This is a genomic window from Saccharopolyspora phatthalungensis (genome assembly GCF_014203395.1).
Classification (GTDB): Bacteria; Actinomycetota; Actinomycetes; order Mycobacteriales; family Pseudonocardiaceae; genus Saccharopolyspora; species Saccharopolyspora phatthalungensis.
Genome location: NZ_JACHIW010000001.1, coordinates 2801941 through 2826570 on the forward strand (window position 1 = coordinate 2801941; position 24630 = coordinate 2826570).

25 protein-coding genes and 2 pseudogenes are annotated in these 24630 nt (G+C 67.0%); 13 read left to right on the plus strand and 14 right to left on the minus strand.

Features of this window, described 5'->3' with window-relative positions:
• Positions 1–264 precede the first annotated feature (264 nt).
• The 7 genes from BJ970_RS12950 (at position 265) to BJ970_RS12980 (ending at position 8863) form a co-directional block, all read left to right on the plus strand.
• On the plus strand, positions 265–1587 hold the full coding sequence (locus BJ970_RS12950; RefSeq protein ID WP_184726493.1) for an L-fuconate dehydratase: 1323 nt from the start codon (positions 265–267) through the stop codon (positions 1585–1587).
• Positions 1588–2069: 482 nt separating this feature from the next.
• On the plus strand, positions 2070–2903 hold the full coding sequence (locus tag BJ970_RS12955) for an NAD(P)H-binding protein (protein WP_184726494.1): 834 nt from the start codon (positions 2070–2072) through the stop codon (positions 2901–2903).
• A 1288-nt stretch (positions 2904–4191) separates the two neighbouring features.
• On the plus strand, positions 4192–4644 hold the full coding sequence (locus tag BJ970_RS12960; protein WP_184726495.1) for a L,D-transpeptidase: 453 nt from the start codon (positions 4192–4194) through the stop codon (positions 4642–4644).
• Positions 4645–4983: 339 nt separating this feature from the next.
• On the plus strand, positions 4984–5247 hold the full coding sequence (locus BJ970_RS12965) for a hypothetical protein (protein WP_184726496.1): 264 nt from the start codon (positions 4984–4986) through the stop codon (positions 5245–5247).
• A gap of 217 nt (positions 5248–5464) precedes the next feature.
• Positions 5465–6643, plus strand: coding sequence for a helix-turn-helix domain-containing protein (locus tag BJ970_RS12970; RefSeq protein ID WP_184726497.1), 1179 nt, complete (start codon positions 5465–5467; stop codon positions 6641–6643).
• 1027 nt (positions 6644–7670) lie between these two features.
• Entirely contained in the window at positions 7671–8411 is a 741-nt protein-coding gene (locus tag BJ970_RS12975; protein WP_221467129.1) for a DddA-like double-stranded DNA deaminase toxin, read from the plus strand.
• Positions 8408–8863 (plus strand): Imm1 family immunity protein, encoded by a 456-nt coding sequence (locus BJ970_RS12980; RefSeq protein WP_184726498.1) that lies wholly within the window; start codon positions 8408–8410, stop codon positions 8861–8863. Before BJ970_RS12975 ends, BJ970_RS12980 begins: the two co-directional genes overlap by 4 nt.
• Before the next feature lie 52 nt (positions 8864–8915).
• On the opposite strand, the gene BJ970_RS12985 is transcribed toward BJ970_RS12980, so the two are convergent.
• The 3 genes from BJ970_RS12985 to BJ970_RS12995 all read right to left on the minus strand — a co-directional run bounded on the left by BJ970_RS12985 (position 8916) and on the right by BJ970_RS12995 (position 11494).
• Positions 8916–9107, minus strand: coding sequence for a hypothetical protein (locus tag BJ970_RS12985; protein WP_246470835.1), 192 nt, complete (start codon positions 9105–9107; stop codon positions 8916–8918).
• Between the two features lie 101 nt (positions 9108–9208).
• Complete coding sequence (glpK, locus tag BJ970_RS12990; protein WP_184726499.1) at positions 9209–10714, minus strand: glycerol kinase GlpK; 1506 nt, start codon at positions 10712–10714, stop codon at positions 9209–9211.
• A gap of 33 nt (positions 10715–10747) precedes the next feature.
• Positions 10748–11494, minus strand: a complete 747-nt coding sequence (locus BJ970_RS12995) for an MIP/aquaporin family protein (protein ID WP_184726500.1) — start codon at positions 11492–11494, stop codon at positions 10748–10750.
• 448 nt (positions 11495–11942) lie between these two features.
• Here BJ970_RS12995 and BJ970_RS13000 point away from each other — a divergent pair, with 448 nt between their 5' ends.
• Entirely contained in the window at positions 11943–12770 is an 828-nt protein-coding gene (locus BJ970_RS13000) for a DeoR/GlpR family DNA-binding transcription regulator (protein ID WP_184726501.1), read from the plus strand.
• Positions 12771–12873: 103 nt separating this feature from the next.
• Positions 12874–14601, plus strand: a complete 1728-nt coding sequence (locus BJ970_RS13005) for a glycerol-3-phosphate dehydrogenase/oxidase (RefSeq protein ID WP_184729066.1) — start codon at positions 12874–12876, stop codon at positions 14599–14601.
• A 58-nt stretch (positions 14602–14659) separates the two neighbouring features.
• Here the strand turns inward: BJ970_RS13005 and BJ970_RS13010 are convergent, their stop codons facing one another.
• The 11 genes and pseudogenes from BJ970_RS13010 to BJ970_RS13055 form a co-directional block, all read right to left on the minus strand.
• Complete coding sequence (locus BJ970_RS13010) at positions 14660–15457, minus strand: ESX secretion-associated protein EspG (protein WP_184726502.1); 798 nt, start codon at positions 15455–15457, stop codon at positions 14660–14662.
• Complete coding sequence (locus BJ970_RS13015) at positions 15454–16311, minus strand: PPE domain-containing protein (protein ID WP_184726503.1); 858 nt, start codon at positions 16309–16311, stop codon at positions 15454–15456. The genes BJ970_RS13010 and BJ970_RS13015 overlap by 4 nt, the downstream gene beginning before the upstream one ends.
• A 5-nt stretch (positions 16312–16316) precedes the next feature.
• A complete protein-coding gene (locus tag BJ970_RS13020) occupies positions 16317–16691 on the minus strand; it encodes a hypothetical protein (protein ID WP_184726504.1) in 375 nt (124 codons plus the stop codon).
• Between the two features lie 271 nt (positions 16692–16962).
• A complete protein-coding gene (locus tag BJ970_RS13025) occupies positions 16963–17625 on the minus strand; it encodes a DUF3558 domain-containing protein (RefSeq protein WP_184726505.1) in 663 nt (220 codons plus the stop codon).
• 47 nt (positions 17626–17672) lie between these two features.
• Positions 17673–18056: a DUF1707 SHOCT-like domain-containing protein gene (locus BJ970_RS13030; protein ID WP_312864230.1), complete on the minus strand. Its 384-nt coding sequence runs from the start codon at positions 18054–18056 to the stop codon at positions 17673–17675.
• Between the two features lie 176 nt (positions 18057–18232).
• Positions 18233–19564 (minus strand): dicarboxylate/amino acid:cation symporter, encoded by a 1332-nt coding sequence (locus BJ970_RS13035; protein ID WP_184726506.1) that lies wholly within the window; start codon positions 19562–19564, stop codon positions 18233–18235.
• Positions 19565–19667: 103 nt separating this feature from the next.
• Entirely contained in the window at positions 19668–19748 is an 81-nt protein-coding gene (locus BJ970_RS39965) for a putative leader peptide (RefSeq protein WP_376775118.1), read from the minus strand.
• 99 nt (positions 19749–19847) lie between these two features.
• Entirely contained in the window at positions 19848–20483 is a 636-nt protein-coding gene (locus tag BJ970_RS13040; RefSeq protein WP_184726507.1) for a Maf family protein, read from the minus strand.
• 164 nt (positions 20484–20647) lie between these two features.
• Positions 20648–20811, minus strand: a pseudogene (locus BJ970_RS38840) (CocE/NonD family hydrolase); the annotation flags it as partial.
• A gap of 104 nt (positions 20812–20915) precedes the next feature.
• Positions 20916–21128: pseudogene (locus BJ970_RS39970) on the minus strand (HepT-like ribonuclease domain-containing protein); the annotation flags it as partial.
• A 29-nt stretch (positions 21129–21157) separates the two neighbouring features.
• Positions 21158–21526 carry a nucleotidyltransferase family protein gene (locus BJ970_RS13055; protein WP_246470836.1) on the minus strand — a complete coding sequence of 123 codons (369 nt, stop codon included), beginning with the start codon at positions 21524–21526 and terminating at the stop codon, positions 21158–21160.
• A 46-nt stretch (positions 21527–21572) separates the two neighbouring features.
• Here BJ970_RS13055 and BJ970_RS13060 point away from each other — a divergent pair, with 46 nt between their 5' ends.
• The 4 genes from BJ970_RS13060 to BJ970_RS13075 all read left to right on the plus strand — a co-directional run bounded on the left by BJ970_RS13060 (position 21573) and on the right by BJ970_RS13075 (position 24613).
• Complete coding sequence (locus BJ970_RS13060) at positions 21573–22403, plus strand: biotin--[acetyl-CoA-carboxylase] ligase (RefSeq protein ID WP_184726508.1); 831 nt, start codon at positions 21573–21575, stop codon at positions 22401–22403.
• 76 nt (positions 22404–22479) lie between these two features.
• Positions 22480–23001: a PH domain-containing protein gene (locus BJ970_RS13065; protein ID WP_184726509.1), complete on the plus strand. Its 522-nt coding sequence runs from the start codon at positions 22480–22482 to the stop codon at positions 22999–23001.
• A complete protein-coding gene (locus BJ970_RS13070; RefSeq protein ID WP_184726510.1) occupies positions 23001–23960 on the plus strand; it encodes a hydroxymethylglutaryl-CoA lyase in 960 nt (319 codons plus the stop codon). Before BJ970_RS13065 ends, BJ970_RS13070 begins: the two co-directional genes overlap by 1 nt.
• The gene (locus BJ970_RS13075; protein ID WP_184726511.1) at positions 23957–24613 is read left to right on the plus strand and encodes an adenosylcobinamide amidohydrolase; all 657 of its coding nucleotides are present in this window, start codon (positions 23957–23959) and stop codon (positions 24611–24613) included. The genes BJ970_RS13070 and BJ970_RS13075 overlap by 4 nt, the downstream gene beginning before the upstream one ends.
• Positions 24614–24630 lie beyond the last annotated feature (17 nt).

A 24630-nucleotide genomic window follows, 5' to 3' on the forward strand; every position in this document is an offset into this window, starting at 1 on the left:
GTGGGCTGTCGAGCGTCCCGGCAGCCCACCCTTTGACCCCACCCCTTGACACCGGGGAACGAACTAGCTGGCTCAGGTGCTCGCCGGCTGCCTTCGCGAGCCGTCTGGCCGGTGAAATCAACGGTTCCCGTCGCCACGAGAACCGGGCCCGGAGATTTCCAGCGGAGGCCACGACTTTGGAATTCGCCGTGGTGGTTGTTATACCTGAGGAATTAGCCGGTTGCGGGGAGAATCGGTGCACGTGTCCGAACGGAGGTGGACGTAGTGGTTGCGAAGATCACCGGGCTGCGGACCTACGACATCCGGTTTCCCACCTCTCGTGAACTGGATGGTTCGGATGCGATGAATCCGGCCCCGGATTACTCGGCGTCTTACGTCGTCATCGACACGGACGCCGGCGACGGCCTGGAGGGGCACGGTTTCGCCTTCACCATCGGCCGAGGAAACGACGTGCAAACCGCGGCAATCCAGGGTCTAGAGTTCGCGGTGGCCGGTCGGCCCGTCCAAGACACCTTGGACGACCTCGGCGGCATGTGGCGGGAGCTGGTGCACGACTCCCAATTGCGCTGGTTGGGGCCGGAGAAGGGCGTCGTGCACATGGCGATCGCCGCCGTGGTCAACGCGCTGTGGGACCTGAAGGCCAAACGGGCGGGAAAGCCGCTGTGGCAGCTGCTGGCAGAGCTGACGCCGGAGCAGATCATCGAGCTCGTCGACTTCCGGTACCTGAGCGATGCCCTGGCCCCGGGTGAAGCGCTGGAGATCTTGCGCCGGGCCGAGCCGGGCCGAGCGGCGCGCTTGGCGAAGCTCCGGGACGGCGGCTATCCGGCGTACACCACGACACCGGGCTGGCTCGGTTACTCCGACGAGAAGCTGCGGCGGCTCTGCCGGGAGGCGGTCGAACAGGGTTTCCGGCAGCTGAAGCTGAAGGTCGGGGCGGACCTCACGGACGACATCCGGCGAATGCGGATCGCCCGCGAGGAGGTCGGCCCGGACATTCGCATCGCGGTCGACGCCAACCAGCGCTGGGACGTGGGCACCGCGATCGACTGGGTTCGCGAACTGGCGCCATTCGACCCGTGGTGGGTGGAGGAGCCGACGAGCCCGGACGACGTGCTCGGTCATGCGGCCATCGCGCAAGCGATCGCCCCGGTCCGGGTCGCCAGCGGCGAGCACGCGGCGAACCGGGTCGTGTTCAAGCAGCTGTTGCAGGCCAACGCCCTGTCCTACCTGCAACTGGATGTGGCACGGGTGGCCGGGGTCAACGAGAACGTGGCGATTCTGTTGCTCGCGGCGAAGTTCGGAGTGCCGGTGTGCCCACACGCCGGCGGGGTCGGCCTCTGCGAGCTGGTGCAGCACCTGGCCATGTTCGACTTCGTCGCGGTGTCGGGGTCGATGGACGACCGGGTCATCGAGTACGTCGACCACCTGCACGAGCACTTCGTCGATCCGGTGACGCTCCGGGAGGGCCGCTACCTGGCGCCGAGCAGACCGGGGTTCTCGGCAGAGCTGCGACCGGGGACGTTGGTCGATTACGCATATCCACACGGCCCGGTGTGGACGTCGATTGCCGAGGGCACAGGGGCATGACTGAAGTCACCGGTCGCGCCGGACCAAGCCAGGGAACGTTGGCCGGATAATCGAGGGGCGCGCAGCGGGGTTGGCGTTTTCGCGCGAAATCGGCGTTTGCCCAGGGCAACCCGGACAGTGCTGGGGACGCGGCGTTGGGCGCCGGCCGGTAGACCCTGCTCGAACAGTCCGTAGTGGACGGTATGGTGCCAACTCGCCTTCGGTGGTACGTGGCGGTGTTCGCGGTTGGAAGTTCCAACGGCAGCACGCCGGACACCGAGGAACCGGAACGGAAGCGACGTACGACTACCACCGGCAGCCACGGAACTGCGGACACGCGTGGCTGCCGATGGCAGAGGTGGTCCACCGGCACGGTATGCCGCTGCCAGCCTGATCCCACCTCGAAGCCGACATCGGGGATGATCCGGTGAAAGGAGTTGACTTCGAGTGCACTGGAAGTCCTAGCGTAGGCGTGATCATCCGATGATCTGAGGAGATTCTTCATGACCGTGTTGGTGAGCGGTGCGACGGGGAACGTCGGGCGGCGCGTCGTCGACCGCCTACTGGCCGCCGGGGTGTCGGTGCGGGCGTTGACCAGGCGCCCGGAAACGGCCGGGCTGCCCGGTGACGTCGAGGTGGTCGGGGGCGGCCTCACCGAGCGGGAGGCGCTGGTGACGGCGCTCGCCGGAGTCGACCGGGTGTTCCTGTTCCCGGTGCCGGAGGGGGTTGGGACGTTCGTCGAGCAGGCACAAGCGGCCGGTGTTCCGCGTGTCGTGCTGCTGTCTGCGAAAGCGGTGGAGTTTGCCGAGAGCAATCCGATCGGTGATGGGCATCGGGTGATCGAGCAGGCGCTGGAAGCAGGCGGCTTCGAGTGGACGCACCTGCGTCCCGGTTCGTTCGCGACCAATTCCTTCGCCTGGGCCCCATCGATCCGCGCCGGAGGTGTGGTTCGCGAGCCGTATGCCGATGCGCGGCAGACGCCGATCCACGAGGACGACATCGCTGCGGTGGCGGTGACCGCCCTGCAGGAAGACGGGCACGCCGGGATGGCCTACCCGTTGAGCGGACCGGAAGCGATCACGCCGCGCGAACAGGTGCAGGCGATCGGCGCCGCGATCGGTCGGGAGATCGAGTTCGAGGAGGACGCACCGGAGCAGGCCCGTGCGCGTTGGCTCGACAGCGGCATTCCGGCCGCCGTCGCCGACACGCTGCTCTCTTACCGGGCGCGGGCTGCGCGGGCTCCGGAAGCGCCGGTGCAGACGGTCGAGCAGGTGACCGGGCGTCCCGCGCGCACTTTCGCAGAATGGGCAATCGACCACGCCGACGACTTCCGCTGAACAGGCTGGAAAATCGCTCGCACATGGAGCCCGGCAACACCTAAAGTCGTTCCATGGCAATAATTTCGGTGCCGAACCACCGTAACGGACGACTGCCGGGAGCCCGGCATCTTGCTGCCGCCCGACGCCATGACGGTGGCGCTGCCGCTCCCCAACGGCGACATGCGGCGACACCTCGGCGCGCTGCACCCCGTGGTCGCGGACGAAGACAAAACAGCGCAAGTCATCCGTCGTGGTGAGGTGTCAACGGCGGTCTCCGCCGGACTCCGGCGGCGGGAATCGACGCGTCGATCGGCTGGTTCGACGCGCGCGGCGACGTGCAGACGTGGAGCCGACGGAGTCCGGTTATGCGCGCGGATCGCCGCTGCGGATCATGGTCAGATACCGTCCCGAGCTGCTCACGAAGCGGGCATGGATTCCGCCCGTTGCCGGAGGCCCACGCACCGCCGGTGGACGCCCGCGACCGAGGTGGAGCAAATCTCACGGCGGTTTCCCCGTGTGGTGGGCCGCTCGTCCTGCACATCGACCTCGACGTGATCAACTGCGCTGAGCTGTCCGGACTGTGCTTCCCGGTCACAGACGGCCCGACCGCATCCGGGGTGCCGGGACAGCGGAAACAGAGCGCGGTCTGGCGGGATCTTGGCGGAGAGCACCGTGCGGCGCCCGCGCATCCACCAGAACAACAAACATTCTTGCCCAGCACGATCACAGAGCTTTTTCAGCGGAGGAAGGCATCTACGGCGTTGTCGGGGCTTTCCTGCCGCGCAAAGGCCGAACCGCCATGTCGCGACGAGTCGCCTCTGACCGGCGCGCGGCGGTGTCATGAGCCGGGTGGCGCGATTCGGCACGCGCCACCCGGCCCCGGCTGCCTGACGCGGACGGTCCGGGTTCCTGGCGGAACCGCGTGCAGCCCGTCCGATGATCGAAGACGGCGTCAATGGATGCTCATCGGTCTCGCCTTCGTCTCAGGCTTAGCGATGTCGGCCTTGTCGACGGGGATCAGCTTGATGTTCTTGGCTTTTGTTGCGCCCAATCCAGGATCAATCACACAGAGTAACCGACTGAATGCTTGCTATGTCGCCTTACGTGTGAGTCGACAGTGAGGTTCATCACAGCCTGTCCTGCCGTTGTTTTCCCAGCTCAGACGGGGAGTCGGGAGGTTATCGGGGGCTCTTTTCGGATTCGGTCCCAGGCGGGACGCAACTACTGCGCGAGTTCGACGTCACCCGGACGTGTGGCACCGTCTAGGGGTGCACACGCGGTGCGCACAGGTTGTGAGGGAGAACGGATGGGCAACAGAAGAGCGTCCGCGCTCACCGTGGCGGCTCTGGTCGTCGGTGGTGTGTTCGCCGGGGGAGTCGCTACCGCGCAGGCCACGGGTGGCAGCCGGAGCCCCTGTCGGGCCAGCGCCAAGGCGTGCGTGAGCCTGTCGACCAAGCAGGCTTGGCTCCAGAACAACGGAACCACCAGCTACGGGCCGGTGCCGATCACCAGCGGCAAGCCGGGCTCGGAGACCCCGACCGGTATTTTCCGGGTGGAGTGGAAGGACGCCCACCACCTCAGCACGGAGTTCAACAACGCGCCGATGCCGAACTCGGTGTTCTTCACGAAGACCGGGGTCGCCTTCCACGAAGGCAGCCTCAAGGCGCAGTCCAACGGCTGCGTGCACTTGTCGACCACTGCCGCGAAGCGGTTCTTCGACACCCTCAACCCGGGCGACGAGGTCCAGGTCGTCTCCTGAGTTTCCGGGGGAATCGAGTGAAAGTTATGCCGCGTGAGGCCGTGGCGCTGCATTCGGTTCCCCACAATTTGGTCCATTATGGACATTTCTGCCAGATGGTTCGAGCCTGCACACCACCGGTGACGCGGCGGCGGGACCTGCTCGCGAGCCGATGAGCGAACGCAGCTGCGGGTTGCCACGAACGACCCCGGGTTCGGCCACCTTGACGAGACGGGACTTCACTCCACCCAGTCGAACGACTGGGTCTCCGTAGGACCTACTAGCGGTAAACCGCTGCTAGCAGGGAAAACGGAGCGACAGTTGAATATGCAGCCTTCGTCAAAGCGGAATCAGCGTCGAGTGGACGCCGTCGCAGTGCTGATGATGCTGATCGTTTGCGTGATCGCCGGATCGGCGATGTGGCTCGCCATCCAGAACTCGGGCGACACGCAAGACATCCGAACCTTGACCGTGGCCCACGACTCAACGCCACCGCTGACAGCGTTCGAAGCGACCATCGGCGCGTTAGCGGCCGGCATCGTGGCCGCGCACTTCATCGTTCGCCTGTCGCTCGACGAGATACGTGAACGACGCGCGGAACGGCGGCGAGCACGACAGCGCTAGAGCAGCAACAGCCGTGGTCACACACACTGCGAGGGCCTGAGCCCGGTGCAATACCGGACCCAGACCCTCGCCGCCTAGACTCTCAATTACCGAGTCCAACTCCCTGGGACCACTTCAAGGCCGGGGGGCTGTCGTTTCAGCCGGTCCGGTCAAGCGTGCTGGGCGTGCGCTTTAGCATCATCTATCCCACAGGTCAACTCGGCTGTACCGTGGCCCCATGAGTAACCTACCGTCACTCGGCGACCGCATCCGGCAACTACGCGGAAGTCTCTACACACAGCAGCAACTGGCAGACCGAGCGGGGCTATCGCTCACGTTGATCCGTAAGCTCGAACAAGGCCAGAGGCAGACATGCAGCGTCGCGAGTCTGCACAAGATCGCTTGGGCCCTGGATGTCACGCTCGCTGACCTACTGGTCCCCGCCTCGATGCCGGAGCATGACCAAGACCAGGGGATCACGGCGCTACGCCACGCCGTCAGCCTGGTAGGCACACCGAAGGACGAACCCGCCACTATCCAGGACGCACAATACGCTGAAATATCCGCGTGGCGGACATACGACAGCGGCCAACACGATGTAATCGTGCGAACGCTGCCGCAGCTGATTAGATCTCTAGAATCGAGCCTTTCTGTATCCAACCACAGAGACCGGCCTATCTACGCCAAGGCGCTGTCGCAAATCTTGTTGGTGGCTGGGCACACCTTGACGCTACTCCGGCACCCCGACGCAGGGCACATCGCCACCACACGAGCGGTTAAACTCTCCGAAGATCTAGACGACCCGTTTATGGCTGCGTCTGCCAAGTCAACCCTAGCGTGGCAACTGATGGTTGCCGGTAGGTTCGACGAATCCAGGGAACTATCAATGACCACAGCCAAGGATGTTGAGCCAGCAGCTACACACACAATCCCGCAATTGAGCCTGTACGGCTCCCTGCTCCTGCTAACAGGTAATTCTAACGCGCGGGCGGGGAATGCGGGAGAGGCAATCCATTACTTGTCTGAAGCCAGGGAAATATCACTAAGAGTGCCGGATGGTAGCAGCGCGTATAACACCAATTTCGGCCCGTCGCAGATCTCTATGCAGCACACAGACATAGCTATTAACCTGGGAGAGTTTGGTGACGCGTTGGCCGCGTCTAAGACCATGCCGGGTAGCGCGTCAGCGCTACCCGCTAGGGATCGGTATAGGCACGACATCGATCGCGCCTTGCTTTCCCTAAAGACCGGGGATGAAGATAGGTCGGTGGCTCTGTTGTCGTCTGTTTCTACAGCGGCCCCCGTTTGGTTTAAAAACCACAGGCTACCGAAATCCATCGTTAGGGATCTGCTCCACACACCCGCAGCCAAATCTGAGCAGCTGCGAGGACTCGCTACGAAACTGGGAGTGCACTAACCCAATCGGGTAGTGACCCAACTCGGGTCACCCGCGCCCTCCGTGCGCCGACAAGACCTCTATCGGGTAGCCCCCACGGGTCGTTAATCGACACCCCAGGCCGGTCGGTGGGGGCCGTCCTTCCAACGGAGGGTGGGGTGATGCTGTGGCCAGCGCAACTTTGGAACAAATATCGTGGGATCTCATTAGAGTTGCCCACCGGATCATCCAAGACCCGGTGTCTCGGGGGATCTGAGCACGCTAGCCGAGACTCTGACCGAGATAACCGGTAGGCTCTGAAAGCTAGAGCTGCCATGAGACTCATGAACTCGTGGTTCTCTGTAACTGGGGAGCTAGAGCCGGACGGCCGGAAATGGTACCCGCGGGTTTTCCGTACCCTGCGGCACCGTATCGGGCCGGACGCGCCTGAAGTGACTATAGACGGTCGGGTCTTCCTCTTCTCGCTATGCGGATCGCCGGTTGTGAAAAAGGAGGCCCCGCCGCATAGCAAGATGTGCTCGAAGTGTAAGCAGTACCCGTGATCTTATAAAGGCCCCCGGTAGCGGTTATCTACCGGGGACCGATGAATACTCTACTGCACGCACCGCGTGACGATGAATGAGGGCTCTATGCTTGAGGGAATTGAAACGATCGATACCGATGAACCCGTGGTGTGGGAGTGCCCAGCAAGTAACTGCCAGTTTTCACACCAAGATCCAGATATGATGGGGCCACACGAATTCCAGGTGCACGGCCGCGCCTTCATGTCGAAAAATCCACCGTGATTATATCTAAGGGAAGCGACCAATAGACGCGGTGTGAGCACCGCCGGATCGCCCGCTGTCCGGCGAGTGCCCGCCGCAGCAGCGCGCGAAGCGACCGCAGCGCGCAGGGCACGGGATGACCGGAGTGGAGCAGAAACGGGTCCGGTCATCCCCCGATCTCCGGCGCGGCACGGGGTCAACGAGCGGCATTCGCCGCAACCGACCCCACCGCGCCGGCGGACCTGCCACGCTATCCGGCGCGGCGAACTTCATGAGGGGGTGGCGTGTCGGCGCTCGGTGATCTCGATCAGACATTGGCGCAGGTGGTTGATCGGATCACCGCCGCCCTCGGCCTTCTGGTCACCGCGCAGGATGCATGCTATGAAGCCGGTGAAATCCTGGGGTTCGCGCTGGAGGGCACTGCTGACCCCGAAGCGCTGGAAGTCCTCGCCGGACTCGCCCCCACTGGGGATGAGTTGATCCACGCCTACCAGGCGGGACACCGCGTGATTGAGCTGATCACGACCTACCGCCGATGTCTGGAAGTACAGCAGGCCATCGACACCATCCCGCCCAGCGCCGCGCACCCCTCAACCGCGGGGCGGGTGCCGACCGACGCCGCCCGCGATCCGAAGTGGGCCGATCAGATCCGCAAGCGGCTGCCGAGCCGAGGTGATGGCGGGCAGACGATCGGATTCGGATTCGATAGGGACGGTACCGAGCTTCACATCACCAGCGGGCACGACGTGTCCCTGTCCGAGCCTGCACGGCTCACGCTGCACAACTCCAGGAACTTTTGGACCGATTCTCGGGGCGCGCCAACGGTGACGTTGCACGTTGAGGTGAAATACGTCGAGATGATGCGGCAGGCAGGGCAGACTTACGGGGTTGTGGTGGTGAACAACGAAGTGTGTATGGGGTGCCGCAGCGCGGTCCCTGAGCTCCTGCCGGAGGGCTCGACGCTGGTGGTGTGGCAGCCCGGCTCATCGCAGCCGCTCACGTTCATAGGAAGGGCGAGACCGTGACATCTACCGACACGGCGAACGTGGTGTCAGTACTGTTCCACCACGTTATTCGTCACGCGTACACCGGCGAGGAAGTCGACGGCCTGGTGCGCGAGATCGTCGAGACCCCGCCTCGACCGGTTTGCCAGGTCTACGTATGGGACCAGCCGTGCCACATCAACGAGGACGGCCAGCCGGTGTTCCCGCCTCGGCGGCTGTTGGTCTCCAGCAAACCAACCACCGGGTGGGGGGCGCTGAACTACTTCAATCCTGGCGCCCCGGACGGCTTGGCCGACTCACTCAACCCTGAGGCCGACGAGAACACGCCCGTGCTGCCCCTGGACACCGACGGCGTCGACTTTCCCCGATCGGCTTCACTACCTCTGGAGAAGGTGCGCGAGGCGATCGCCGAGTACTGCCGTACCGGAGCGCGGCCGACGTGTGTGCAGTGGCAGCCCGGCGAGTGGTACTGACCCGGAAACGACGAATGCGCCCCGCGCCCGGTGAAGGGTGCGGGGCGCATCGCTACTCAGTCGGCGGGTAGGTGGGTGGCGTGTTGGAGCCGAGCAGTATCCGGGTCAGCCACGGCGGCATTTGCGGCTCGGCCCAGCGCAACAGCGCGTAGACGGCGCCGAGCACGAGAGGCACGACCAGGACGTCACCAGCCGCGCGAGTGGGCCGGTGATCCAGGCCGGGGCGCCGGCGGCGATCAGCCACGCGACGAGCGCCGACCACGCTGCGGGGACTGTGTTGCGCAGCCCGGTATGGGAACCCGAAACGTCTACGTCTGTCGTAGACTCACCGCAGGCAGTAGGTCTTTAGGAGACCCAGTCGAAGGTCTTGGTCACCGCTTTTTGCCACAGGTGGTACTGCTTTTCGCGGAGTTCCCGTGGCATCGCCGGGTCCCACTGCTTGTCCTTGGCCCAATTCGAGCGGATGTCCTCCTCGCTGGTCCAGAAGCCGACCGCGAGGCCGGCTGCGTAGGCCGCGCCGAGTGCCGTCGTTTCGGCGACCACCGGGCGGATCACCGGGACGCCCAGGATGTCGGCCTGGAACTGCATCAGCAGCTCGTTGACCACCATGCCGCCGTCGACCTTCAGTGACTTCAAGGGCACGCCGGAGTCGGCGTTCATCGCTTCGATCACCTCGCGGGTCTGGAACGCCGTGGCTTCCAGCACCGCGCGGGCAAGGTGGCCGCGGTTGACATACCGGGTCAGGCCGACGATTGCGCCGCGCGCGTCGGAGCGCCAATGTGGGGCGAAGAGCCCGGAGAACGCGGGCACGAAGTAGGCGCCGCCATTGTCGTCGACGGTGCGGGCGACCTGTTCGATCTCCGGCGCGCTACCGATCAGGCCGAGGTTGTCCCGCAGCCATTGCACCAACGCACCGGTGACCGCGATGGAGCCTTCCAGACAGTAGACCGTGTCGTTGCTGCCGATCTTGTAGCCGACCGTGGTCAGCAGTCCGTTCTGGCTGATCACCCGCTCTGTTCCGGTGTTGAGCAGCACGAAGTTGCCGGTGCCGTAGGTGTTCTTGGCTTCACCGGGCGACAGGCACGCCTGTCCGAAGGTGGCGGCCTGCTGGTCGCCGAGGATCCCGGCGATCGGGATTCCCGCGAACACGCCGCGTTCCCGGAACCGGCCGTACACCTCCGACGAGGACCGGATTTCCGGCAGCATCGCCATCGGAACCCCGATCTCGGCACAGATGTCCGCATCCCACTCCAGCCGCTCCAGATCCATCAGAAGCGTGCGGGAGGCGTTCGTCGGGTCGGTGATGTGCAGGCCGCCATCCGGACCGCCGGTGGAGTTCCACAGCACCCAGGTGTCCATGTTGCCGAACAGCAGCTCGCCCTTCTCGGCACGCTCCCGGACACCGTCCACATTGTCCAGTATCCACTTGATCTTGGGCCCGGAGAAATAGGTCGCCAGCGGCAGCCCGGTCTTGGCCTGGTACCGGTTCTGACCGCCCTCGCCGGCGGACAGTGCGCTGATGATCTCGTCGGTACGGGTGTCCTGCCAGACGATCGCGTTGTACACCGGTTTGCCGGTGGCCTTGTCCCAGACCACGGTGGTTTCCCGCTGGTTGGTGATGCCGCAGGCCGCGATGTCCGACGACACCAGGTCGGCCTTGGCCAGCGCGCCCGCGCAGACTTGCCGGGTGTTGGCCCAGATCTCATTCGGGTCATGCTCGACCCATCCCGCCTTGGGGAAGATCTGTCGGTGCTCGATCTGATCAACCGTCACGATTCGCCCGGAGTGATCGAAGATCATGCACCGCGTCGATGTCGTCCCCTGGTCGATTGCGGCGACGTAGGAGGCCATTTCTCGTCCTACCTTCCTAAGTGGAGCGTCGGATCAGCTGGTGGGCAGGGCGAGTGCTAACAGGCCGGCCAGCACACCGCCGATGATCGGACCGACGATCGGAATCCACGAGTAACCCCAGTCGGCCGATCCCTTGCCGCGGATCGGCAGGAGCGCGTAGGCGACGCGCGGCCCGAGGTCGCGTGCCGGGTTGATGGCGTACCCGGTCGGGCCGCCGAGCGAATTGCCGATGCCGATGACGAGGAATGCCACCGCGGCGTAGCCCAGCGCGGCGTTGCCGAACTCGGGCACCCCGGGGGTTTGGCCGACGCCCGCCCGCGGGCTGAGAATGATCCAGAAAACCAGCACGAAGGTGCCGATGATCTCGGTGACGAGGTTCCACGGCGCGTTCGGCACGGTCGGGCTGGTGCTGAAGATGCCGAGGGTGTTCGCCGGTTCGTCGTGAGTGTCGAACTGCAGCTTGTTCGCCGCCCAGCACAGAACCGCGCCCAGCGTGCCGCCGAGGAGTTGCGCGGTGATGTAAACGGGGACCTCCGACCACGGGGTCTGGCCGTTCACGGCCAAGCCGATCGTCACCGCGGGGTTAATGTGAGCCGAAGACGGGGCTGCGACGCTAGCGCCGGCGAAAACCGCGAAGCCCCAACCGAAGTTGACGAGCAGGAAACCGCCTTCGTGACCCCGGTTCTTGCGCAGGACAGTGTTCGCCACGACACCGCAACCCATCAGGGTGAGTATCGCCGTCCCCATGAATTCCCAGAGAAAGATCTCCCCAAGACTCATTACTTGTCGTTCCCCTCATAATGCCGCCGTTGGCACTGGCAGGTTCGATGACTGTCCGAGATGGAGTGCGCGGGACGGTACTGCCGCATGGCAACACGTGTCCATGCATGCCGCCACTCGTAGGCAACTCCTTGGTCTGCACCGCTTAACCGGGCATCTCGGCTGGTCATAGCGAAGTTCGACCGGCGGGTCGGTGACCCCGGCCGACGGGTAGCGCGGGTCCTGGACGTGGCGACCCGTAGCGGGGCCGCGCCCCAGGCATCGTTGCGCATCGCGGGTCACACTAGACTTGTGAAAACAAACGTTGCAAGACTGTTCCAGTGATGTTTTTATCGTATTGCATGGTTGAAGCCAGGTAGACGCGGTCTCGCGGGCCGGACGGCGAACCGACGCGCCTGGTCGGGGCAGGGTTGCCGGGCGCGGTGACCAGGGATTGAGAGGGACGACGATGTCCGTTCGACGCCCGTCCGGGAAGCAGCAGGACCGGCGGCACAAGATCACCGAGCTGGTCATGGCGGAAGGCACGCTGCGGATCGACGACCTGGTCGAGACCGTGGGGGCCAGCGCGATGACCGTGTACCGGGACCTCGCCGACCTTGAGTCGCAGGGGCTCGTCCACCGCAATCGCGGCTATGTGTCGGCGGCTTCTTCCCTGCTCTACGAGGCCGCGTCCCAATACCGGTTGCAGCAGAACACGGCCGAGAAGGAAGAAATCGCCCGAGCCGCGGCGGAACTGGTCGAGCCTGGACAGGCGGTGGTGCTCGACGACTCGACGACCGGCGTCTACCTGGCCCGGCTCCTACCGGAACGTGCGCCGCTGACCGTCGTCACCAATCACCGCGGGGTGTTCGGCGAACTGGCCGCCGCGCCGGGCATCAGCCTGATCTGCGTGGGCGGCGACTACCTGCCGTGGGCCGACGCGTTCGTCGGTGGCATGGCCCTGGACGCGCTGCGGAACCTGCGCGTCGATCTGGCGATCATGTCGGTCTCCGCGGTGACGGACGGGATTTGCTGCTACCCGCAGCAGGAAATGGTGCAGATCAAGAAAGCCATGCTGGCCTCGGCGCGGCGCCGAGTGCTCTACGTTGACCACACCAAGTTCCGGCGACGAGCGCTGCACGCCGTCGCGCCGGTCGAGGACTTCGACGTGGTGATCGTGGATTCGCGCACGTCGCGCGCCGATATCGAGGTGCTCCTTGAGCGCGGTGCGCGGGTCGAGCAGGCGGGAAATGCGCGCAATGCTGCGCCGAGCACGGACGGTGCAGGTCAGGCATGATGACCACCGCAGGTACTGGCGCCGAGTCCGGTTCCCCGTCGGCGGGGTGATCAGCGGTGGGACGCGATTCGAGCGAGGAGGACGCCTGGTGTCCAAGGACAAAATGGAAACCGAGAGCCGCTTGAAGGGCACGCTGGGGCCCGCCGAACGGGCCGAGAACTGGCGGCGGCTCGGTTCGGACGAATTCGACGTCGTGGTGATCGGCGGCGGCGTGGTCGGTGCGGGGGCGGCGCTGGACGCGGCGACTCGTGGGCTGCGGGTGGCGCTGGTGGAGGCCCGCGATCTGGCCGCCGGCACGTCCAGCCGCTCCAGCAAGTTGTTCCACGGCGGACTCCGCTACCTTGAGCAGCTGGAGTTCTCGCTGGTCCGCGAGGCGCTCCGGGAACGCGAGCTGATGCTCACCCGGATCGCGCCGCACCTGGTGAAGCCGGTTCCGTTCCTGTACCCGCTGACCCGCCGGTTCTGGGAACGTCCCTACGCCGCCGCAGGCCTGTTCCTCTACGACACGATGGGCGGCGCCCGCTCGGTGCCGGGGCAGAAGCACCTCTCCCGCGCAGGCGCGCTGCGGATGGTGCCCGCGCTGAAGCGGAACTCGATGATCGGCGCCATCCGCTACTACGACGCCCAAGCCGACGACGCCCGGCACACCATGACAGTGGCCCGCACGGCCGCGCGTTACGGTGCCGTGATCACGACGTCTACCCAGGTCACCGGTTTCCTGCGGGAAGCCGACCGGGTCGCCGGGGTCCGAGTGCGCGATGTGGAGAGCGGCGACGAGATCGAGGTCCGCGCGCAGGCCGTGATCAACGCGACCGGCGTGTGGACCGACGAGTTGCAGAAGCTCTCCGGCGGGCGCGGGCGTTTCCGGGTCCGCTCCAGCAAGGGCGTGCACATCGTGGTGCCCCGCGACCGCATCGTGGCCGAATCCGGGGTGATCCTGCGCACCGAGAAGTCCGTGCTGTTCATCATCCCGTGGGGCAGCCACTGGATCGTCGGCACCACCGACACCGACTGGCATCTCGACCTGGCGCACCCGGCGGCGACCAAGGCCGACATCGACTACCTGCTGGAGCACGTCAACTCGGTGCTGGCGACGCCGTTGACCCACGACGACATCGAGGGCGTCTACGCCGGGCTACGGCCGTTGCTGGCCGGGGAGAGCGAGGAAACCTCGAAACTGTCCCGAGAACACGCGGTCGCGCGGGTCGCGCCCGGGCTGGTGGCGATCGCCGGCGGCAAGTACACGACGTACCGGGTGATGGCGGCCGACGCGGTGGAGGCTATCTCGCCGGACATCACCGGCCGGATGGCGTCGTCGATCACCGACCGGGTTCCGCTGCTCGGCGCCGACGGATACCACGCGCTGGTCAATCAGGCCGACCAGCTGGCCGCCGCGCACGGGTTGCACCCGTACCGGATCCGGCACCTGCTGGACCGCTACGGCTCGGAGATCCACGACGTGCTCGGCCTCGGCGACGAGCGTCCCGAGCTGCTCAAGCCGATCCCGTCGGCGCCGAACTACCTGCAGGCCGAGGCGGTCTACGCGTGCAGCCACGAAGGCGCGCTGCACTTGGAGGACGTGCTCACGCGGCGCACCCGGATCTCCATCGAATATCCGCACCGCGGCGTGGACTGCGCCGAGCCGGTCGCGCGGTTGATGGCCGACGTGCTCGGGTGGGACGACGCGCGCGTGTCCCGCGAGGTCGAGGTGTACAGCAAGCGGGTCGAGGCGGAGCGCGATTCGCAGATCCAGCCCGACGACCAGGCGGCCGATGCGAAGCGCTCGGCGGCCCCGGAGGCACGCGACCGGATCATCGAACCGGTGGTGTGAAATCCGGCGGTCGTGACCTCCCGTGAGCCTTCCGGGTTGCCGCCGCAGCGCGGCAGGCTCACGGAGCCCCGGACACCTCGGCGAGCAGTTCCTCGACGTGCCCGATCAGGCGGCGGGTGTCGACCGGCGTGACGGTGCTCCACATGTCGCCGGACGGCGATGGCCGCCGCAGCTGGGCGTACCGACCGTGCGAGGTGTCGAAGAATCCCACCACGTGATCGGCTCGGACGCGGCGGCCGAGCCGGTCCCGGGCGGCGGTGCCGAACTGCCCGCGTGCTCCCACTCCGGCGACCATGCTCATCAGCGTTTCGGCGTCGTCCGGGCGAATTCCGCGGCGCCGCAGGGCGCTGTGCAACTGCTCGACGTTGTTGCCGGCCTCCTCGGCGGCGCCGTCGAGATCACCGCTGCGCACCGACACCGAACGGCCGGGGCCCGGGGGTAGCGGCGGCAGCGACGAAACCGCTTCGCGCGGTAGTCCGCTCGCCGCGGCGGGCCGCAAGCTGAGGGTGTCCCCGTCCTTGACGACCAGCACCGCGTGCTCGGATCGGGTGTCCGCGGCGGCGAGCACCCGGACGCTGCGCTGCAACCAGAATCGTCCGTCGACCTCGCGGCCGGGACGGGCCAGCAGCCGCAGCATCCACTCAAGCTCCGGATCGAGCCCGATCGGGTGGCCGAGCCCGCGGCCGGCCAGCGAGCGCCACGCCGATTCGACCAGCGTCGCGCGCTCGGAGTGGGTGCGTCCGGGCGAGGGGACCTTGAGCACCAGCGGCATGGTCTCCAACCCGAGGTGTTCGATGAGCACGTCGAACTCCAGAGCCGACAGGCTCACCTCCCGGGTGGAATCGGTGACCGTCATTGCCCGGGCTCGCCGCCGATGACCGGGCGCGATGAGGTCTGCGGCTCGTCGAAGAACCCGCCCGGACGGCCGAATTCTTCGGTCACCTTCTGGTCCACCGCATCGTCGCGTTCCCGCCGGCCCTTTTTGCCCGTTGACCGCGCCGCGCCGCCGCGCGCCGAGCCGGTCGCGCCCGTGCGCACGGGGCGTTGCTCGGTGACGCGGGACGAAAGCGTCGAGGCCGTGGACGAAACCCGGGCCGCGGGCACCGAAGTGGAGCCCCAGCTGATGGTCACGGCCTGCTGTCCGGCGGATGCACCGGAACCGCCGCTGACCGGAGCATCGACGACCACCTGCGGCGGCTGGGTGAACGATGCCAACGATGTGGTGTTGGCCTGCGTCGACGCCTCATACGTGCGCATCACGTCGAAGGCCCGCTGCTCGGCGGCGTGTTGCTTGGCTTCCTGCAGCTCGTAGTCGGTCTGTCCGCCGAAGAGGTGCGTGAGCAGTGTTTCCGCCGTGCCCGGTTCTTCGGAGCTCACCTGCACGGGCGGTGGCATGTCCTGGCGGGCTTTGCTGATGAATTCCGCCTGCTGCTCGGTCCTTTCCCGCATCACGGTGGTGGCCTGCTGGGCTTGGACCGCCCAGTTGCCCAGCGGGCGAAGCCCTTCGTGCGCGCTGTCCGCGGCGATGCCCTGCCAGCCGGCCATCGCCGATGTCAGGGCGGCGGCGAGCCCGGCGTCGATGTCGCCGAGCGCACGGGTGAGTTCGCTCCAGCGACGGGCGCTGTCGATCGAGCCGTTGGGCCCCGGGCCCTCGTTGATCTGCGCGTACAGTTCGGGGTGGCGGTATCCCTGCCAACGGTGGTCGCTCATCGGAATCAGCAACCTCCGCCGATGCCCGCGGCGCTGTCGTCGTCGATCCGTTCGTACTGCCGGTTGGCGAGCCGCAGCGACTCGGCGGCCGCCTGCAGTTGGTCGCGATACCCGCACAGCGCGGTCAGCGCGTCGTCGCCGCCGCCGACGGAGCGCCGGTTGAACTCCTCAGCGGCGTCGGCGCTGACCGGATCGCCGGCCCAGGGCCGGATGCGCAGTTCGGTGATGGCGTGCTCGATCTGCAGGCCGACCGCGTCCAGCGATTCCTGCAAAGCGTTCACCAGCCTCGGGATGGAGGCAGGCTCGACCTGCACCGAGCCCCCCGGCATTCCGGGCAAGGCTTCGGTCGAGCTGTCGCCCCACGGAGCAGTGAGCGGCACGTTTTCCCCTCCCACAGGTAAGGGCCCGGTAGCAGGTGCAGTCCCTTGTGCCTGAACGCCCGGGTGGTGCTGGGCGGCGTTGCCCTCGCCGGGTGTTCGCGGATACCCGAACAGTCGCGGGGCACCCGAGAGCTCAAGCTACTAAACGTCCGCCGAACACTGTAGTCACCAAAAGTCACGCTGGGGAGTGCTCCATACGCGGTGAGTATCGCCGTCTTGTCGGAGCGCGCACTTGCTCTGGGTGAAGGATGTTGGACGCAGTACCGGACTGCTACTTCGGTGCGGTCGGTCGGGTCGTCGCGGACGGCGACCTCGAAGACGTCTCCGGTGCGGCCAGACTCACGAGGGCGTCCTCGGCGACATGCTGAGCCCCGGCGCACAGTTGGTAGACCGGCGGTGGCGGCTGGCCCCCGTCGTCGCGGTAGAGCACGTCGAGGTGCTGGCCGTTGGCCACGTCCACCGCGACGTTGCAGGACAGGTTCAGTCCGGGGGTCTTGATCACCAGGGCAGGGAAGCCGCCGATCACCACGGGAGTCGACTCCACCTGCGCGGTGTCGTCCGTCCACACCCCCATGCCTTCGGTGGTGATCAATGCCAACCTTGCGCCCACCTTGGCCGTGGTGTTGCGGTAGCTGCAGGTTGCCGCGTCGCCGAAGCCCGCCTCGGAGCCGGCGAGCGGCTCGCGGTCGAAACCGAGCTGGTCTCGCTGGTCGGCGGTGAGCAGTTTGCACGGATCCACGCCGTTGAGGCCGAGTTCGAACGGCCGTGGCGGCAGTGGCGGGGGATCGCTCGTCGTGGGTAGCGGCGGCGGCAGGGGCGTTCTGGTTTCCGATGTCGGCTGCGGCTCCCACAGGCCACACCCGGCGAGGGTGAGCGTGCTGACGGCGAGCAGCGCGCCCATCCGTCCTGCTCCGGCGATCCGCGAGCTGTGCATGGCCTCACCGTAACGAAACGTGGTCGCCGGTGACCGGTGAGCGGCGATCAGCGTCGCCAGTAAAACCAGATCATGGCGGCCAGCGGGACCAGCAGGACCAGGGCCAACTGCCGCGCGGCCACGATCAGGAAGATGATCAGAACCGCGGCGCAGATCACCACGACGAGGTTTCCGCGAGCCGCCCGCCGCATCGCCGGGAGCGCTTCGGGGACGACCGATCGCGGCGGATTGCTCGGCCGCGGCGCGGGCAGATCCTCGAACAGCGCGTCCAGTTCGGAACCGAACCGGGCGGCCGCGGCCTGTTGGCAGCGCTCGTCGTACTCCTGAACGTCGAGGCGGCCTGCGGAGAAGTGCTCGCCGAGCAGCCGCATCGCGTTCTCCCGCTCGGGATCGCCGATCCGGAGATCCTTGCCCCGCCGACCGTTTTCCACACCCCCATCCTACGGATGGAGTACCGCCGATCGGGGCTGTCACCACCGGTTTCGGCAGGCATCTTTCGAACGACGCCGCCGAACGAGCCCGCCGAACGACGCCGCCGAACGGCGCGGCAACAACGCGAGAATCCGGCGTTCAACCAAGTGAACGCCGGATTCCCGGGGCAGTCGGCTCAGGCCTTCGCGAGCACGCTGTCGTCGTCGACCAGCGGGGTGCTCGGCCTGGCGAGGACGTCGTCGTCGAGCAGCCCCTCGGTGCGGGCGACCACGACCGGGACGACGATCTGCCCCGCGACGTTGGTGGCGGTGCGCATCATGTCCATGACCGGGTCCACCGCGTAGGCGATGGCGATGCCGGTGGCCACCACCTCGGGCGGGAAACCCAGCGCGCCGACGGTCAGCGTCAGCATGGTGAACCAGCCGGTGACGCCGGCCGTGGCGATCGAGCCGAAGACCGCCACCGCGATGATCGTCAGGTACTGCACCGGGCCGAGGTGGATGCCGAAGAGGTTCGCGATGAACATCGACCCGATGGCCGGGTAGACCGCCGCGCAACCATCCATCTTGGTGGTGGTGGCCAGCGGCACCGCGAAGCTCGCGTAGGACGGCGGCACGCCGAGGTCTTCCGCGGTCTGCCGGGTCATCGGCAGGCTCGCTCCGGAGGACCGGGAGACGAATGCGAACTGCAGCACGTTCCAGGACTTGGCGAAGAACCGGATCGGGTTGACCTTCGCCATGAACGCCAGCAGCAGCGGGTACACGGCGAAAAGCACCAGCGCGCAGGCCACGTAGGTCGAGCCGATCAGCTTCAGCAGCGGCACGAAGAACTCGTTGCCGTAGGCGGCAACTGCCTTGCCGATCAGGCCGAGGGTGCCCAACGGGGCGAGCCGGATGATCCAGCCGAGCACCCGCTGGATGACCTCGAAGGCGGCCCTGTTGAAGGTGACGAAGGGCGCCGCCTTCTCGCCCAGGCTGTAGGTGGCCGCCCCGATGATCAGCGCGATGAAAACGACCTGCAGGGTTTCGCCGTCGGCGAAGGCGCTGATCAGGTTGCTCGGCACCAGGCCGGTGACCAGGTCGAGCCAGGAGCCATGCGTCTTCTCGCCGATGGCCGCCAGCTTCGCCGGGTCGGGCTCGATGACCAGGCCGCGCCCGGGTTGAAACAGCCCGCCGATCAGCAGCCCGATGACCACGGCGATCAGCGAGGTGATGGCGAACCACAGGGCCGTCTTGCCGCCGAGGCGGGCGGCGGCCCGGCCGCCGCCGACGCTGCGCAGGCTGTTGATGCCCACCACGATCGCCGTGAAGATCAGTGGCAGCACGGTGAAGGTCAGTAGCTTGGTGAACGTCCCGCCGATGGTGTCGAGCGTGGTGACCAGCCATTCGGCGCCGGTCTGCTTGGCGATCCAGCCGAGCAGCGCGCCCAGCACGAGCGAGGCGATCACCGCCACGGCGAAGAATTTGGGGTTGAAACGCGGGCGCGATCGGCCGGCGGAGGTGGACACAGGGGTCTCCCGAGGTCGCGAAGATGGGGGTTCGAAGGCGTGTCCGGGTCGGCGAAGGCGGATTGCCGACGACGCCGGATCGGGGCGGGGCTTCAGCGCCCGATCACCAACAGACGCAGCTGGCCTGCCGTCGCAGATCGACGTGCAGGCGAGAAGTCAGGTACAGCCGTCGGAGAATTCCCATCGCGAACACGAGTAACGACGGGCGCGATATAACCAATCCAGGGGTAGCCGAATTGTGTTCGCATTCACTCGGGTGCGTGGCCCGAGTGTCACATCCTGCTCACTCCGCGGTCGGTCGGCGCCACAACGTCACCACGCTGACGCCGACCTCGGCGAGCAGTTTGCGCGTCAGGGGCAGGCTGATCCCGAGCACGCTCGATGGATCCCCGTCCACCCCTTCGATGAACCAACCGCCGAATCCTTCGAGCGTGAAACCGCCCGCCACGTGCAGCGGTTCGCCGGTCGCCAGGTAGGCGTCGAGTTCGGCCTCCGTCGGTTCACCGAATCGCACGGTCGTGCCGAGGTGGCGCTGGGCGCACGCACTGATCTCGCCGTTCCGCAGCCGGACGACGGCATGTCCGGTCAGCAGTTCTCCCGTGCTGCCTGCGTTCTGCGCCCACCGCTTGGCGGCGGCCTCGCGGGTGCCGGGCTTGCCGACGATCTCCCCGTGTGCCATCAGCAGCATTGAGTCGCATCCGACGATCACCGCGTCCGGCTCGGTCGCGGCGATGTCGGCGACCACGGCTTCGGCCTTCGCCCGCGCCAGCGCGGTGACCAGCTCTTCCGGGCTGGGTTCGGGTAACGCCGCCGCTACCGCGTCCTCGTCGATCCCGGAGACCTGCACCAGCGGCTCGATCCCGGCGGACCGCAGTACGGACAGGCGGGCGGGCGAGGCGGAAGCGAGCACGAAACGCACGCACCAGATGCTAGGCCGCGCCCAACACGACCCGAATGCGCCCTTCTGTTGATTTCCTACCGAGCCGAAAATTCTCAGGGCTCGTGGTCGATTCGATCGGTACGTGCGGGCGGGGCGGTACCTTCCGAACTTGGGGAAGGTGCGCCGGAACAGGCCGTTTGACTGGCCGAGCTGATGTCGGACGGGCCGCCGACGTCCACGCAGCCCTCCGAGCGGTCGGTGCCCGCCAGGTCGACGAGTACGGTCGCGTAGCCGCGCGGCACGAGTAGTTGTCACAGAACAGGGGATCAACCCCGCCACAGCCGAAAGCGGGGACTGGTCTACCGGCTCTCGACTGCTTCCAGAATCGCCCGAATGTGCGGCAGAAGTTTCGGGATCTCGCGCTCGGCCACGTTCCAGACAGTGCCCATGTCGAGGCCCCATGTCGAGCTCGAAATACCCGTGGGTGATTCGGTTGCGCATGGCGATCATCTGTCGCCACGGCACTTCCGGGTGCGCGCGCTGGACATCACGGTCCACGCCGTTGGCGGCCTCTCCGATGTTTTCAATCCAGTGCAGCAATGCCGTCTGAAGAACTTCGTCGCCGTCGAATGCGCTGCGGTCCTTCGGCGCTCGACGCTGGATTTTCTCCGCATAATCGATCATGTCACGCAGGCGCTCGGGCGTCTGCCGCTTCAAACCGACACCGCCTCGGCTAGCACCTCGTCGCGGATGCGCGGTTTCAGCCCGTTCGGTGTGGTGACTTGGGTGAAGACACCAAGCAGATCCTCGACGTCCAGTGCGAAGCCGGACATATCCCACAAGCTCGTGTCGGCGGCCACATCGATCAGCAGGTCCAGGTCGCTGTCGTCGTCGGCTTCACCGCGGGCTACCGAGCCGAACACGCGGATGTTCCGGATGCCGTATCTTTCCGCGATCTGGTAAATCTCGTCGCGGTGGGCGCGGACCTCGGCGAGCGTAATCCGGCGGTGCGGGGCGTCGATGACCGAGGTCATGGCGGCTCCTTCCCGCGGTCCGTCGTCCAGCTCGCTGGGCGCCATCATCCCGGCTCCGCGTCTGGTCGGTCTAGTTGCGGCATACGCTGAGTTGGTGAGTGCTCCGATTTTGTTGGATGGCGAGCGGTTGCGCGCTCGGTTGGTCGGCGGCGGGCTTTACACCGCTCTGGACTTGGTGACCGTTACGGGGTCGACCAACACCGACCTGGCGGCTGCCGCTGAGCGGGGTGCCGCCGATCGGACCGTATTGATCGCCGAGGAACAGCAGGCCGGACGTGGGCGGATGCAGCGGCAGTGGGCTTCGCCGCGCGGGTACGGCTTGTTCGTGAGCGTGTTGCTGCGACCAGGGGTCCCGCAGACATCGCTCGCCTGGCTTCCGCTGATCGCCGGCGTTGCCCTGGCCGAGACCGTCGACCGCACGACCGGAGTGCGGGCCGCGCTGAAGTGGCCCAATGATCTGCTGCTCGGCGACGGCGAGGAATGGTCGAAGGGCGCCGGGATCCTGGCCGAGGCGGTGGCCGGGCCGGAGGGCATAGCGGTCGTGCTCGGCATGGGCATCAACCTGCTCCAGCGGCGCGAGGATCTGCCGCGCGGCGCGGGCGGCCTGCCCGCGACGTCGTTGGCGGCCGAGGGGGCGGAGGTCGACCGGGAGGAGTTCGCAGTGGCGTTGCTCACGGCCTTCGCCGACGTCGACGACCAGTGGCGTGCTGCGGCCGGGGACGTGGTGGCGTGCGGGCTGCTGGACCGGTACCGGCGGCTGTGCACCACCCTGGGGCAGCAGGTGCGGGTGGAATTCGGTGCCGATGAGCAGCTGCGCGGCATGGCCACCGACATCGATCCGAGCGGTCGGCTCGTCGTTCGCGCGGAGGAGGGCCAGGTCACCGCGGTGTCCGCCGGCGACGTGGTCCACCTGCGCCGGGCGTGACCGGCATCGGCGCACTCCGGAATCGCTCGGCCGGTAACGTGATCAGCAACCGGCGACGAGGCTCAGGAGGGATCCGGTGGCCTACCCAGACGGCCTGCTCGGCTCGGACGAGTATGTGGTCGTGCACAAGCACCCGCACTGGAAGATGCTGATCCTCCCGGTGCTGGTCCTGTTCGTGGTGGTCGGCGGCGGGTTCTACCTGGCGGCACTGGCCGCATCCACCAGCTGGCAGCTGCCGCTGTGGATCGGCCTCGGGGTCATCGGCGCGGTGCTGATCGCCTGGTGGACGCTCGCCCCCCTGGTGCGTTGGCGCACCACGCACTTCGTGGTCACCACGCATCGGCTGATGGTGCGCGAGGGCGTGTTCACTCGAACGGGTATAGACATCCCGATGTCCCGGATCAACTCGGTGCGCTTCCGTCACGGCCTGCTCGACCGGATACTCGGGTGCGGCACCCTGGTCGTCGAGTCGGCTTCGGACGAGCCGCTGGAGTTCGACGACATCCCACAGGTGGAGCGGGTGCACACCTTGCTGTACCGCGAGGTCAACGACGACCCGCGGGACGACTGGGACTATCGCGCCAGGGAGGACGGCTGATGGGGTCGCACGAATTGGGACTGCCGATGCAGGTGGCCTCGCCGGAGCCGGGCGAACTGCCGACCCAGGTCACGATCTGGGAGGTCGGGGCCCGCGACGGGCTGCAGAACGAGAAGGCAGTGGTCCCGCTAGAGGTCAAGCTGGAGTTCCTGCAGCGGCTGGCCGATGCGGGGCTGGGCGTGCTGGAGACCACCAGCTTCGTCCGCCCGGAGTGGGTTCCGCAGCTGGCCGACGCCGCCGAGGTGCTGGCGGGGCTGCATCGGGTTCCGGGCGTGCGCTACCCCGTGCTGGTGCCGAACGCGCGGGGACTGGATCGCGCGCTGGAGTCGGGCGTGCGGGACATCGCGATCTTCGCGTCCGCCACCGAGACCTTCACCCGGCGCAACCTCAACCGCAGCCTGGACGAGCAGTTCGCCATGTTCGAGCCGGTGGTAAAGCGCGCCGTCGGCGAAGGGCTCACCGTGCGCGGTTACGTCTCGATGTGCTTCGGTGACCCGTGGGAGGGCGCCGTCCCGGTCGGGCAGGTCGTTTCGGTGGGCCGGCGGCTGCTGGAGATGGGCTGCTGGCAGCTGTCGCTGGGGGACACCATCGGCGTGGCGACCCCCGGGCATGTCGAGGCGCTGCTGGGCGCGTTCGCAGCGGCCGACGTCGGGGTGGACCGATTGGCGGTGCACTTCCACGACACCTACGGGCAGGCGCTCGCCAACACCTATGCGGCGCTCCGGCTCGGTGTGTCCACAGTGGATTCTTCGGCGGGTGGGCTGGGCGGTTGCCCGTACGCGAAATCGGCCACCGGCAACCTCGCCACCGAGGACCTGGTGTGGATGCTTGACGGGCTGGGCATCAAGCACGGAGTGGACCTGGGCAAACTCGTGGAAACCAGCGCGTGGATGGCCGAGCGGCTCGGTCGGCCGAGCCCGTCCCGGGTGGTCAAGGCGCTCCAGGCGTCGGATTCGTGAGCGCGCCGCCACCGGCGCTGCACTTCTCGCACGGTCGTCCGTTGCTGGTCTGGCGCTGCGCCCGGCCGTGGCTGGCGATCTCCTCGGCCACCTGCGGCGGCGGGATCGGCCGACGGTCGTGGGTGCTCAACGCCACGGTGGTGACCGACTACGACCACCCAGATCCGGCGGAACACGTAGGCGAGATGGCTGGCGAGCTGGGGCTGTCCGGTGACGGTGTCGGGCTGCTCACCGCCGTCGACGTGCGCCACGAGGTGACTGCGGTCGATGGCGGCGTGCAGGCGAGCGTGACCACCGGCGTCAGCCACCCGGTCTGGGCCGCCGCGCAGGAGGAAGCGGCACCGGCGTGGCAGCCGGGCACGATCAACGCGGTGTGCTGGTCGCCGGTGCGGCTCAGCGAGTCGGCGCTGGTGAACGCGGTCGCGACGGTGGCCGAAGCCAAGGCGCAGGCCCTGGTGGAATCAGGCATCGCGGGCACCGGCACGGTCACCGACGCGACGGTGATCCTGTGCCCGCCCGACGGCGAAGCCGAGTCCTACGGCGGGCCGCGCTCGCGCATCGGGGCCGGTCTGGCGCGCGCGGTCCACGCGGCGGTCACCGCCGGCCTGCGCGTCGAGCACCCGCGCCACCGCGAAGGCCCCGATTTTGCCTGAGCGTCGGATAAATCCAC